This is a genomic window from Glaciecola sp. XM2 (assembly GCF_018595715.1).
GTDB lineage: Bacteria > Pseudomonadota > Gammaproteobacteria > Enterobacterales > Alteromonadaceae > Glaciecola.
Genome location: NZ_JAHEOJ010000026.1, coordinates 124,577 through 138,128, shown reverse-complemented (window position 1 = coordinate 138,128; position 13,552 = coordinate 124,577). Strand labels below are relative to the sequence as shown.

Annotated in this window: 11 protein-coding genes; 1 reads left to right on the top strand and 10 read right to left on the bottom strand. The window is 45.0% G+C overall.

What is annotated here, in order from left to right:
• Positions 1-81 precede the first annotated feature (81 nt).
• The 10 genes from ybeD to leuS form a co-directional block, all read right to left on the bottom strand.
• Complete coding sequence (gene ybeD / locus KJ365_RS14200; RefSeq protein ID WP_214452340.1) at positions 82-345, bottom strand: DUF493 family protein YbeD; 264 nt, start codon at positions 343-345, stop codon at positions 82-84.
• The gene (locus tag KJ365_RS14195; protein WP_214452339.1) at positions 345-1,499 is read right to left on the bottom strand and encodes a D-alanyl-D-alanine carboxypeptidase family protein; all 1,155 of its coding nucleotides are present in this window, start codon (positions 1,497-1,499) and stop codon (positions 345-347) included. Before KJ365_RS14195 ends, ybeD begins: the two co-directional genes overlap by 1 nt.
• Before the next feature lie 192 nt (positions 1,500-1,691).
• Positions 1,692-2,657 carry a septal ring lytic transglycosylase RlpA family protein gene (locus KJ365_RS14190; RefSeq protein ID WP_214452338.1) on the bottom strand — a complete coding sequence of 322 codons (966 nt, stop codon included), beginning with the start codon at positions 2,655-2,657 and terminating at the stop codon, positions 1,692-1,694.
• A 38-nt stretch (positions 2,658-2,695) separates the two neighbouring features.
• Positions 2,696-3,808, bottom strand: a complete 1,113-nt coding sequence (gene rodA, locus KJ365_RS14185; protein ID WP_214452337.1) for a rod shape-determining protein RodA — start codon at positions 3,806-3,808, stop codon at positions 2,696-2,698.
• Entirely contained in the window at positions 3,801-5,714 is a 1,914-nt protein-coding gene (gene mrdA, locus KJ365_RS14180) for a penicillin-binding protein 2 (RefSeq protein ID WP_214452336.1), read from the bottom strand. The genes rodA and mrdA overlap by 8 nt, the downstream gene beginning before the upstream one ends.
• A gap of 12 nt (positions 5,715-5,726) precedes the next feature.
• Positions 5,727-6,197 carry a 23S rRNA (pseudouridine(1915)-N(3))-methyltransferase RlmH gene (gene rlmH / locus KJ365_RS14175; RefSeq protein WP_214452335.1) on the bottom strand — a complete coding sequence of 157 codons (471 nt, stop codon included), beginning with the start codon at positions 6,195-6,197 and terminating at the stop codon, positions 5,727-5,729.
• 11 nt (positions 6,198-6,208) lie between these two features.
• Positions 6,209-6,526, bottom strand: coding sequence for a ribosome silencing factor (gene rsfS / locus KJ365_RS14170; protein ID WP_214452334.1), 318 nt, complete (start codon positions 6,524-6,526; stop codon positions 6,209-6,211).
• A 117-nt stretch (positions 6,527-6,643) separates the two neighbouring features.
• Positions 6,644-7,675, bottom strand: coding sequence for a DNA polymerase III subunit delta (holA, locus tag KJ365_RS14165; RefSeq protein WP_214452333.1), 1,032 nt, complete (start codon positions 7,673-7,675; stop codon positions 6,644-6,646).
• The gene (locus tag KJ365_RS14160) at positions 7,676-8,215 is read right to left on the bottom strand and encodes an LPS-assembly lipoprotein LptE (RefSeq protein WP_214452332.1); all 540 of its coding nucleotides are present in this window, start codon (positions 8,213-8,215) and stop codon (positions 7,676-7,678) included.
• A gap of 2 nt (positions 8,216-8,217) precedes the next feature.
• Positions 8,218-10,854, bottom strand: coding sequence for a leucine--tRNA ligase (gene leuS, locus KJ365_RS14155; RefSeq protein ID WP_214452331.1), 2,637 nt, complete (start codon positions 10,852-10,854; stop codon positions 8,218-8,220).
• Between the two features lie 290 nt (positions 10,855-11,144).
• On the opposite strand from leuS, the gene KJ365_RS14150 reads away from it, so the two are divergent.
• Positions 11,145-13,547 carry a Lon protease family protein gene (locus tag KJ365_RS14150; RefSeq protein WP_214452330.1) on the top strand — a complete coding sequence of 801 codons (2,403 nt, stop codon included), beginning with the start codon at positions 11,145-11,147 and terminating at the stop codon, positions 13,545-13,547.
• Positions 13,548-13,552: the final 5 nt, after the last annotated feature.

Sequence of the window (13,552 nt, the reverse complement as noted above, 5' to 3'; positions counted from 1 at the left end):
TTTTGCCAAATAGGATAATAGTCTTGCAATCCTAAATCGCGCACCACGGTAACAAGCTTGCTCTGTACTTCTGCGTTCAAGCTATAGCACCACTTTTACGATTTCAATTTTGGCTAGCTCAGTGTAAATCGTTTCCATATGATCTTTACTTTCGACCATTACGCTTACCGACACCGCATGATACGTGCCTTTGCTGCTTGGCTTTACCGAGGGCGAGTAATCGCCTGGTGCGTGCTCTTGCAAACACTCTACAATCTGATCACTGAGGCTATCGTGTGATAGCCCCATAACTTTAAATGTCTGTAAGCAGGGGAACTCTAAGAGTTCATCAAACCTTGTTTCCATTACTTCTCAAGTCCTAACTTTAAACTTGCCCAATCTTTTGCCTTATCAAATAAACCGCCTTCTTGCACTTCTTCTAGTGTGACAAGGGGGTAAGTGGCAATAGTGTCTTCTTCAAGTTTGAGTACTAAAACTCCCACTTCTTGATTTTTTGTGATAGGCGCTTCAAGTTGTTGTGATAATTCAAAATGTGCCGTTAGATTCGACGCCTGTCCACGAGGAATAGTGATAGGGGTATCAACATTGATACCCAGTTCTACGGTGTCTTTATCACCCATGAATATACGATGCGCTACAAAGCTCTGTCCTGCAGTGTAAGGTGTTACCGATTCGAAGAAGCGGAAACCGTAGCGTAATAGCTTTTTGTTCTCCGCCTTTCTAGAACGCTCACTGTCGGTACCCATAACCACTGAGATGAGGCGCATATCATCTTGTGTAGCCGATGTTATTAGGCTGTAACCTGCGTCTGAGGTATGGCCTGTTTTAATGCCATCTACGTTAAGACTCTGGTCCCACAATAAACTGTTACGGTTGAACTGCTTAATACCATTATAGGTGAACTCTTTTTGGCTGTATAAACCATACACTTCAGGCAGTTCGCGAATAAGGGCTGATGATAAAACTGCCATGTCGCGCGGTGAAGTGTAGTGATCAGGGTCGTGAAGTCCGTGGCTGTTAACGAAGTTAGTGGCTGTCATGCCGAGATTTGCGGCGTGGGCATTCATCATGCTAGCAAAGGCCGACTCACTGCCAGCAATATGCTCTGCTATCGCAACGCACGCATCGTTACCCGACTGCACCATAATCCCTTGCATCAGATCATTAACGGTGACTTTCGTGCCTACTTCAATAAACATCTTGGATGAATCCGGAAAGTTTTTGGCCCATGCATTTTCAGAAATAGTGACTTCATCTTCCATGCTAATGTTACCGGCTTTCAATTCTTTTCCGACCACATATACCGTCATAATTTTTGTCAAACTAGCGGGGGCAAGTCGTTGATCTATGTTTTTCTCTGCAATGATATGACCCGTTTGATGGTCCATTAACAAGAAGCCGCCGGCATCTACTTGCGGTGCTGGGGGAATAACAATCGCTGCATTTGCAGCCATAACGCTGCTAAGCGCAGCGATGAATAACAGGGTAATAAAGCGCATGGTGGTTTCGAATACCTTTTTTATATTTCGATTAATAAGTTAAACAGACCCTTTTTATTATTTTTATTGGCCTGACAAGCGCATAATGTTAGCGTATTGCGCCAGCCAGAGATAGCGTTTTAGGGTCTAACGGAAAGAATACGGTGCTACTAACCTAATGTTCATCAATACGTTTGAAAGCATTCAATTAGGTCATTGTGGGCTAAATTCAACCCTAAACGCACTATCAAATCCGATATTCTTTAGATCTTGGATAAGTTTTTCGGCCCTTTGTTCATTTTCTAATGGGCCTAAATGCAAGCGGTAGACATTATTCACCTTTGGTATGCTGTTAGGCACTTGAAGGAGATTGGATAAGCCCGTGGCGAGTTCTTTGGCTTTTTGGGCATCTGAGGTTGCTGCCACTTGTACAAACAATACCGAATCGCTCAACGAGTCAGTCGACGATTGCCCAGACAATTGCTGGCTGACGCGAATATCCGTTGTGCTTGGGCCTTTAGCAGTGTCGCTATCGGCAATACTTGAACTTAACTCGCGTCTGATGGGGGTAGCAGGGTTTAACTCAACACTGTTACGGGCAAGTCGTGTATCGCTTTGCTGCGAGCCAACGGTTACTGCGCCATTTGGTGCAACATGAATGATTTCAATTTTGACTTTGGCAACACCGTTGTTATGAAAGCCTAATTTTTTTGCCGCTGCGTAAGATAGGTCTAAAATTCGGTCGTCATGAAACGGGCCTCTATCGTTTACTCTTACCGTGGTTGTTTTATTATTCTCTAAATTTGTCACCCGTAAAAATGAGGGAAGGGGCAGTGTGCGATGTGCAGCGGTCAATGAAAACATGTCAAAGATTTCACCGTTTGCGGTAGTGTGCCCGTGAAACTTTTGCCCATACCAAGATGAATAGCCAATATCTTCAAAACCTTTCGCATCGAGCATGGGGGTGTAGTAACCACCTAGCACTTCGTAGGGGCGACTTGTCCACACATTGTGAGGAAGATATTCTGGTGTGGGTTCTACGTATTCAATGTCGCCATAGTCAAAATGCGGCGCTGAATCTTGCTTGATTGAGTATCGCCCACCATCTGAAATACTGCACCCCTGCAGCATAGTGATGCCGGCTGCCACTATTACTAAACATCTGCGTATCTTTTTCATGCCTACTAAGCACCCTTTTTATAATATAAACCGCTATGTTATCGAGATAATAATCGTTTTTGCGTGCTAATCGACATTAAAATACCAAAGCCCGCGAGCAGTGTCACCATCGATGTGCCGCCGTAGCTAATTAATGGCAAAGGTACGCCAACAACTGGCAATAACCCCGAAACCATACCCATATTCACAAACACATAAACAAAGAAGGTGAGGGTGATACTGCCGGCTAATAACTTACTAAACGCATCTTGTGCACGGTTGGCAATATACAAGCCTCTTAAGATGATACACAAATACATTACCAATAAGCCAAGTACCCCAATTAAACCAAACTCTTCGCTGTAGACCGCAAAAATAAAATCGGTGTGTCGCTCTGGTAAAAATTCTAGTTGAGATTGCGTGCCTTGCAACCACCCTTTGCCTTCCACGCCGCCTGAGCCTATCGCTATTTTTGATTGAATAATATGATAACCAGCGCCCAAGGGATCTGTCTCTGGGTTTAAAAAAGTGGTGACACGCCGCTTTTGATACTCTTCCATCAGAAAAAACCACATGATGGGGGCAAAGCAACCAGCGAGCATGGCAATAAACCCGATAAGCTTCCAGGCCATCCCTGCAAGAAATAATACGAATATACCTGAACTTGCGATGAGCAAAGATGTGCCTAAATCGGGCTGTTTAGCGATTAAAATGGTGGGCACAAATACTAGAACAAAACCCACGATGATATCGCCATTTTTGGGCGGTAAGCTGGCTCTACTAATATACCAAGCCACCATTAGCGGTACGGCCAATTTCATAATTTCAGAAGGCTGAAAACGAATAAAACCAAAATCCAACCAGCGTTGAGCGCCTTTACCGACATCCCCAAATAGCAATACGCCAATCAACATCAGTATGCCCAAAGCATAAAAATAAATAGCAAAGCGTTGATATAAAAGCACCGGTATTTGCGCAAAAAACACCATTACCGTAATTGCTAGACCAAGCCTGACCAACTGACGATTCACTAAGTCCCAATCTTGGCCGCCAGAAGAAAAGATAGTTAGCAAACCAATTAGCATCAGTGACAGCAAGGAAAACAACAAAAAGCCGTCGATATGGACTTTTTCCAAGAGGCTACTTTTTGCTGGGGTGAATGCTTTATTCATTGGCGTTCACTGGCTCATGTGCCGCTGCGGTGATTGTCGCAATTTCGTTGTAACCGCTTCGTTCAAAATAAAAATCCATCACATTGCGTGCTAATGGTGCGGCGTTTGAGCCACCGCCACCTGCATTTTCGATAGTGACCGCTATGCTGATTTCTGGGTTTACATAGGGCGCGTAGCCCACATACATCGCGTTATCTCGTAGATATTCTGAAATCGCATCTTCATCGTACTCTGCATCTTGAGCAACTGTGAACAGTTGTGCCGTGCCGGTCTTACCAGCCGAGGTATAATTTGTATTCTCAAACGCAGTGCGAGCAGTGCCGTGTTCACGATTCACTGTTCCGTATAAAGAATCTAATATCAAATCCCAATTTTCTTCATTCTTAACGACCATGGGGGACTTCATTTCGATCGGCAGGTCTTGAACCTCACCCTCTACCATATAGCCTTTAATCAGGCGTGGAACGTGTCTTTGCCCTTTGTTGATCAAGAAATTGAGCGATTGAGCCAATTGCAACGGCGTCGCGTTCCAGTAGCCTTGACCTATGCCCACAGATATTGTGTCACCAATGTACCAAGGCTCATTAAATCGTGCTCGCTTCCATCCACGAGAGGGTAAGATGGCTCGTGATTCTTCATGCAAATCGATACCGGTGAATTCACCAAAGCCAAATTCTGTCATCGATTCGTGAATCCGATCGATGCCGAGTTTAAACGCTAAGTCGTAATAAAAAACGTCACAAGATACCTCTACCGATTTCACTACGTCAACCTCGCCATGTCCCCAGCGTTTCCAGTCTCGCCAAACGTGTGAAACATTTTTTAATTGATACGTGCCGGTGTCTTTGATGACCGTTTCAGGCGTAATAATTTCATCTTCAAGGCCTACTAAGGCAAGATGTGGCTTAATGGTGGAGGCAGGCGGATAACGGCCTTGTGTTGCCCGGTTAAGCAGCGGACTATAGGGTGAGTTGAGTAGTTCTGAATAGTCTTTTTGTGAGATGCCGTGCACAAATAAATTAGGGTCGTAGCTTGGGCTACTATACAGCGCTAACACGCCACCCGTTCGCGTATCGGTAATGACTACTGAGCCGCGTCTTCCTGCGAGTTCTTGTTTCGCACGTTGCTGCAGTTCAATATCGATGTTTAATACAATGTCGCTTCCCGGAACAGGCGGTTGGACGTCAAGCACACGAATAATTCTGCCTTGGTTGTTGACCTCAACTTGTTGATATCCTACTTGGCCATGCAAGGTGGTCTCATGGTACTTTTCGACCCCTTGCTTACCAATGTCGTGGGTTGCTGCGTAGTTTGCTTCTTGCTCGGTTTCACGCAATCGCTCTAAGTCTCGTCTGTTAATACGCGCTACATAGCCGAGCATGTGCGTTAAAGTATCTTTGAAGGGGTAGTAGCGTGACAGGCGCGCTTCAATGTGCACACCAGTAAATTTATGTTGATTAGCAGAGAACAATGCGACATCGCTTTCGCTCAATTGATTACGAATAGAGAGGGGTTTAAAGCGGCGCTGACGTTTGCGAGACTGATTGAAATCATAAATCTCATCTTCAGTTAACGACATTAGGGTTGCTAATTGTTCGAGCGTTGCTTCGAGGTCTTCCACTTCCTCTGGAATAATTTCTAAACTAAATACAGGACGGTTTTCGGCTAATATCACACCGTTTCGATCGAAAATAAGACCGCGGTTGGGCGCAATAGGTAATACCTTTATACGATTTCCGTTAGAGCGGGTTTGATAGTCTTCAAACTGGGTCACTTGCAAATGATAAAGATTGACTAGAATAAGACTTAAGAAGCCAACGACAAAAAACATCGAGAAAAATGCGCGGCGGGCGAATAAATTAGCCTCTGCGCTATGGTCTCGTATGGTCTGTCGCTTTCTTGCCATAATGTTGCTAGCTTACTCTCTATGATATGGATGGTTTTGTGTGACCGACCAAGCGCGATATAGTGCTTCTGCGACTATGACGCGCACCATCGGATGCGGTAATGTTAGCGGCGATAAAGACCATTGCTGATGCGCCGCAGCCTTGCATTCTGGAGACAAACCTTCAGGGCCGCCGATTAATAAACTTACATCACGGCCATCCATTTTCCATTGTTCTAACTGTGTCGCTAAATTTGCTGTCGTCCACTGCTTACCTAATACTTCCAGTGCAACAATGCGATTGCCTCTAGGAATAGCTTGCAGGCACTTTTGCCCTTCTTCGAAGGTTACTTTTTCAATATTGCCGGTCTTTGCGCGTTTTCCTGGCGTTATTTCAGTGAAGCTCAGTTTGCAATCCGCTGGAAAACGTTTGGTATATTCTCTGACCCCTTCGACCACCCATTGAGGCATTTTGTTCCCAACAGCAACGACTTGAATTTGCATGGCGTTTTAGATTACTGCCAGAGTTTTTCAAGCTGATAGAAGTCGCGGGTTTCATCTTGCATAACATGCGCAACAACACTGCCTAAATCTACTAACACCCATTCGCCCGCGTCTTTACCTTCAACACTCAATGGAGGATGTCCGGCTTGCTTGGTTTCAACAATTAAATTATTGGCGATAGATGATACGTGTCGTTTAGAATTGCCTGAGCAAATCACTAAGGTATCTGTGACACTGCTTTTATCGGAGACGTCTATCACAATGATGTCTCTGGCTTTCATATCTTCGAATTTTTCAACTACAAAATCGGTAAATGTACTTTCTTTCAATCGACTGCCTTTCTTTGATGGTAGTAAAAGAGATTGCGTTTATACGGTTAGTATAGCGCTTAAATAGGTTTTATGGGTAGTGCCTCTTTGCGATAGTGCCTAACTCGCCAGGCTCAATTAAGTCGTTAAGCTAAATTGTTCAATGGGCGCAGGTAAAAACAACAGCGCAAGGTGACTCAACATAACAAAGGGTTTGTGCACTGTTTGTGATTTAAAGAGATGATCAGCATCTTGTAGTGCGTTAATGAGAACACCTAATTGCCGTTCGTCTAAACGCATGAGAGCCGCATTGTACAAGGCCTGTTTATTTTGCCATATCCGTAACTTAGTAAACGGAATTTGCTCCGAGCGTTGACGAAATGCTTGGCACTGCGCTAACAATTGCGCCTCTTTCACTAATGACCAAACAACGATATTTGGCTCAACGCCTTCGCTTTCCAAGCGATATAAAATTTTCGTTGCCTTTGCCATGTTGCCTGCAAGTACCTCGTCGGTAAATTGGAACACGGTGTAACGAGATTGGTCAATAACGGCTGATGAGACCATGTCGTGGTCAAGCACATTTGCACTGGGATATAATAAGCCGAGCTTTTGTAACTCTTGGTTAGCAGCGAGTAGATTACCCTCACTCAAGTCGGCGATCAGGGCGCATGCATCAGCATTAAGTGGCAGATTCAGACGTTGCGCGCGCTGTTTAATCCACTGGTTTAATTGATTACCTTGCAGGTCATAACAATGACAAAACCACGCATGCTGCAAAACCTGCTTGAACCACTTTGTGTTTTGCACATCCTTGCCAATCTTGGGGCCATCAATCAACAGTAAAACATCTTCATTAGGTTGCTGTGCAATCTCTGTTAATACCGCTGCGCCTTGCGCACCAGGCTTGCCGGTAGGTAAGGTCAGCTCAATGTACTGTTTATCTGAAAATAACGACATGGTTTGCGTTGCATCAACAAGCTGTTGCCAACTGAAATCAGCATCAGCGGTGAGGCTTTGGCGCTCCTCAAAGCCACTTGCTTTAGCTTTTTCTCGAATGGCATCAATGATGTCTAGTTTTTGCTGCGGTTCATCGCCAAACAGCAAAATAATAGGGGGGAGTGCGTTGCTTGCGAGCTGAGAAGTAAACTGATTAGCACGAAGTTGCATCTAGTTTGACTCAGTAGCAGTCACGCTAAGGGTGTATTGACTCGATAGCAAACGGATAATCCTGTCGGCGGTTTCTAGACGCATTTCATCCATAACAAGTTCCAACTCACGCGATTTTGCAAGGATTTGTTGCGGGTCATCTTGATATTCTCTAGACACTGACATCACATTAGAAATCGCCTCGGCACCCGGAAAGATGACTTCATAATTGACCGAATAGATTAACTCATATTCTGCCACCTGACCGCTAGAAAATACCGATAATAATCGACGCTCCAGATTCTCTGGCGACAAGTTAATTAACACAACGGAGTCGGCATCAAGGTTTTTAGCTTGCTCACTGCGTGCAGCAATACCGTTTAGTTGATAAACCGAAAGCCGGTTATCCAGTGCTCTAGACATAGGAGAAAACTGTAACGATGAATTTATCACCACCGTATCAAGTGATTCAGGTAAAGCTTGAGAGCCACGTAACTTAAATCCGCAGCCAGCGAGGCTCATACATAACGTGATAAAAACAATACCTGTGAATAGTTTCATGATTAATTGGCCACTATGTTGACTAACTTACCAGGGATAACTATCACTTTGCGAATCGTTTTATCTTGCGTGAAGGCTTGCACGTTGTCTGCATCTAACGCTAGTTTTTCTAAACTATCTTTGTCGATATCTGCAGGCACGGTGAGTTTAGCTCTTACTTTTCCGTTTACTTGCACAATAATAAGTTTTTCATCTTCCACTAAGGCGCTTTTGTCTACCGCGGGCCAATGGGCACACTGCAATGGGTCTTGTTGTTTTAACGCCGACCAAAGTGCCTCGCAAATATGCGGAGTGAATGGGTTAAGCATTTTCACTAATGCGATTAAACCTTCATGAAATACCGCAACATCATTGGTATCGTTAATCTGATACTTCTGAAGTGCGTTTAATAACTCCATCATCTTCGCGACGGCCGTATTGAAAGTTTGACGGCGCGCTACGTCATCAGTTATCGAGTCAATTTTGCTATGGATTTCTTTGCGAAGGTTTTTTTGTTCTTTTGACAAACTTCCGCTTACCGCAATCTCGCCATCAGCTGCATCGCTCAAATGCGTGTCAATAAATTCACCTGCAAGGCGCCATAATCTGCGCAAGAAACGATTTGCACCTTCCACGCCAGATTCTATCCACTCTAAATCTTGCTCAGGTGGCGCAGCAAACATGGTATATAAGCGGATGGTGTCAGCGCCGTAGACATCAATGACTTTTTGCGGGTCGATGCCGTTGTTTTTCGACTTAGACATCTTGATCATGCCCGCATATTCAAGCGCTTCGCCGGTTTTCGTATTGTATGCGCCTGTAATGCGGCCTTTGTCATCGCGCTCGATAGTCACATCATCAAGTGCATGCCAAATTTCTTTGCCGTTTTCGGCTTTTGAATAAAATGCATTCGATAGCACCATGCCTTGGCACAACAAGCGTTTAAAGGGCTCATCGGAATCCACTAAGCCTTCATCTCTTAATAATTTATGGAAAAAGCGAGCATACAGTAGATGCAATATTGCGTGCTCAATACCGCCAATATATTGATCCACAGGCAACCAGTAATTTGCTTCTTTGGGCTCGAGCATCGCATCTTGTGGTGCTGACGCATATCTTGCGTAATACCAAGATGACTCCATGAAAGTATCAAAAGTATCCGTCTCACGCAGCATTGCTTGGCCGTTATGCACGGTTTTTGCCCACTCAGGGTCGGCTTTAATGGGAGAGATAACCCCGTCCATCACAACATCGGTTGGCAGTTCAACGGGTAAGTCTTGCTCAGCCACAGCATATGATTTACCTGCGTCATCGTTAACAATCGGGATAGGCGCTCCCCAATAACGTTGACGTGATACACCCCAATCACGAAGACGGTAGTTGGTCGTCTTCTTACCTTTATTCATAGCTTCAAGACGCTCTGCAATCCCATTAAAGGCATCCTCAAAGGAGAGGTTAGAAAACTCTGCAGAATTTATGATGGTGTTTTTTTCTACATACGCGCCTTTGCTAATATCAGCATCGCCATGCTCTTGTGCAATGTCTACCACTTGCACAATCGGTAGCTTATATTTGGTGGCAAACTCCCAGTCGCGCTGGTCGTGAGCAGGCACCGACATGACGGCGCCTGAGCCATATCCCATTAATACAAAGTTAGCAATCCATACTTCTAAACGCTCATTGGTGAGTGGATGGATAGCATAAATACCGGTGGGCATACCTAGCTTTTCCATGGTCGCCATATCAGCTTCAGCGGTTTTCACATTTTTACATTGTTCGATAAATGCCGCGATATCGGCATTGTTTTCGCCAATAGATAAGGCAATCGGGTGCTGCGCTGCAATGGCTAAGTAGGTTGCGCCGTATAGTGTATCAGGTCGAGTGGTGTAGACTTCGATATCTTGGTAACCGGCGGTTTCAGTTTCTAAATCGAAGCTGATTTCTACCCCTTCAGAACGGCCAATCCAGTTTCTTTGTGCGGTTTTAACTTGGCTAGGCCAGTCGGGTAACTTGTCTAAATCTGCAAGTAACTGGTCGGCATAATCGGTGATTTTAATAAACCACTGAGGGATCTCTTTTTGCTCTACTAAAGCGCCAGAGCGCCAACCCCTGCCATCTATTACTTGTTCATTGGCAAGCACGGTTTGATCAATCGGATCCCAATTGACCGTCGCATTCTTTTTATAGACCAAGCCCTTATCGAACAGACGTGTGAAGAACCATTGCTCCCAACGATAATAGTCGCTTTTGCAGGTTGTCACTTCGCGGCGCCAGTCATAACCAAAGCCCAAGGCATTAAGTTGCGACTTCATGTAGTCGATGTTTTGCAAGGTCCAGTTAGAAGGGGCGGTATTATTTGCAAGCGCTGCGTTTTCAGCGGGCAATCCAAAAGCATCCCAACCCATTGGCTGTAGTACGTTTTTGCCCTGCATGCGATGAAAACGACTGACCACATCGCCAATCGTATAATTACGCACGTGCCCCATGTGTAGGCGGCCGCTGGGGTAAGGGAACATCGACATACAATAAAATTTTTCTTTATTCTCATCGACATTCGCATCAAACACCTTGGTATCTAGCCAATGCTGTTGGGCTCGTGATTCAATGGATTTAGGGTCGTATTGGTATGTATTCGCCGTGTTTTCTTCAGAACTGGACATCTATTGTGCAATGCTCATTATTAGTATGTATTTATGCCGTATAGAATACCTTGCCCTTGCCGCTCATCACAAGCCTTTCTTTACATAAAGCGCTTTGGAATGGCGCTGCTCAATCTTCACGAATGTGCGTGCAATGCTGTATAGAAAGTCGTTCTAGTTATCTGACCTGCTCTGCCTTGACCCAAGGGGATATTAAACAACCATAATTCTCACAAATTAATGCGGTCTGCAAAGCCATTATGGGGTAGACTTTGCGCATGTCATCATTACAACAATAAACAAGCAGGTTTATGACAGAAAACGCCGTCGCCAAGCAAACGCGCTTATCAAGCCAAGAATTAGCTGCAAATATCACCTTACCCAAGCTCTGTGATACGACACCTTTAGATACGCCGCAAATACATGAGTTGATAGGTCAGGAGCGCGCTAAGCGCGCCGTTGAATTTGGCCTAGGGATTGCTTCCCCAGGATACAATATGTATGTGATGGGCGAGCAGGCAACCGGTCGCTTTACTTTGATTCGTGACTACATTGCGCTCAACACGCAGCGCAAAACGCAATTGTACGACTATCTATATTTAAATAATTTAGACAACGAGCGAGAGCCGCGAGTGCTCATGCTGCCAGCTGGCGAGAGCAAAGCCTTTGTTGCCGATATGGAAACTTTGATTGATGAGGTGCTGGCAACCTTTCCAGCGTCTTATGAAAACCCAGGTTATCAAAGGCGTAAAGCCGCCATTACCCGCCATTTTGAACAAAAATATGACAAAGCTATCGATGAGGTAGAAAAACTCGCCTTTGAAAAAGGCGTTGCGCTGGTGGAAGAGGGCAATAGCGTGAGTTTTGCGCCAATAGTAGAAGGCCAGCCTGTAAGTGACGCAGATTTTTCGAGCCAACCAGACCAAATGCGTAAGCATTATTACGATATTATCGATGAGCTTGAACTCACCCTTACCGAGGCGCTGCTTGAACTGCCAAGTTGGCAACGCGAAGCGGCCGAGCAGCAAAAACAGCTAAAGCAGCAGCTCGCTGAGCAAGGCGTACGCCCCTTAATTAAAGAGCTAGAACAAAAGTATTCCAGTAACATTCACATTTTGAAGTATCTCAAGCAGCTAAAGACTAATATGGTCGACGTGATTGTTGAGACCTTGTCGCAAGAGCATAAAGAAGACAAGCAAGATGAGTTTGATAAGCGTGGCATGCTGATAGAAATGTACTTGCCTAATACTATGGTGAGTAATAAGCAAGGGGCAGCGGCTCCTCTGATATACGAGGCTAACCCTAGCTATCAAAACTTATTTGGTAAGATTGAATATACTAGCGTACAGGGCTCCGTTTACACCAACTACCGAATGATTACGGCAGGTGCGCTGCACCGTGCTAACGGTGGTTATTTAGTGTTAGATGCCGACAAGTTGTTGTCACAAGCGCATGTCTGGGAGGCGCTGAAGTTAGCCCTTAAATTTGAACGTATCAAGCTTGAGCTGCCGCAACAAGAAGTTGGTATGGTTAACTCCATTACGCAAAACCCTGAGCCTATTGGACTTGACGTTAAAGTTATCCTTCTAGGCTCCAGAGACTTGTATTACACCTTGCAAGATTATGATCCTGAATTCCCTGAGTTATTTCGGGTACTGGTAGATTTTGAAAGTGATATAGAGTTAAACGAACCCAACCTGACGCATTTTGTTAAGCGATTAGAAAAGGAAGTGGAAAAACTCGGTTTACAAAGTATTGATCGGGTGGCCATAGAGAAGCTTGTAGCCCATAGCCTGCGTATCGCCGAACATCAAAGTAAGCTAAGTGCGCGCTTTGCAGATATTTTAGAGTTAATCCACGAAGCGAAATATTTCTGCGAAAAGTCACAACGTCAAAACCTGCTAGTTGAAGATGTAGTCGCCGCGCTTGGTGCAAAAAAAATGCGCACCGGCAGAGTGTCAGATAATTTCCTACAAGATATTCAGGAGGGCCATGTACTCATTAGCACAGAAGGCTTAGCGGTTGGTACACTAAATGGGTTAACTGTACTGGAAATTGGTGATACGGCGTTTGGCACGCCAGCGCGAGTGACGGCTACCGTGTATGCAGGCAGCAGTGGCGTCGTAGATATTGAGCGCGAAGTGGAGCTAGGACAGTCAATCCACTCTAAAGGGGTGCTCTTGCTGACAGGCTACTTGGGCAACAAGTATGCCCAAGAGTTTTCACTTACCTTATCAGCGAATATTGCATTAGAACAATCCTATGGCTACATCGATGGTGACAGCGCTTCGCTCGGAGAGTTACTCGCACTTATCTCAGCATTGACTGATATTCCGCTGAAGCAAAGCATAGCGGTCACCGGTTCAATCAATCAGCTAGGGGAAGTGCAGGCGGTCGGCGGCATTAACGAAAAAATTGAAGGCTACTTTGAATTGTGCAGTCACCGAGGGTTAAACGGTGAGCAAGGGGTAATTATACCGCGCTCAAATCGCGTAAATCTCATGTTAAACGAAGATGTACGAAATGCCGTTGAAGCGGGTAGCTTTCATGTGTATGCGGTAGATAATGTTGACCAAGCCATCAGTATTATGACCGGAAAAGATGCTGGGGTGCTAAATACTCGAGGGCGTTTTCCAAAGCACTCTGTCCACGAGCGCGCCGTTAATCGATTGTATGCAATATCTGTTACCGTTAACGGCGGCCACGACGAATAGATGTC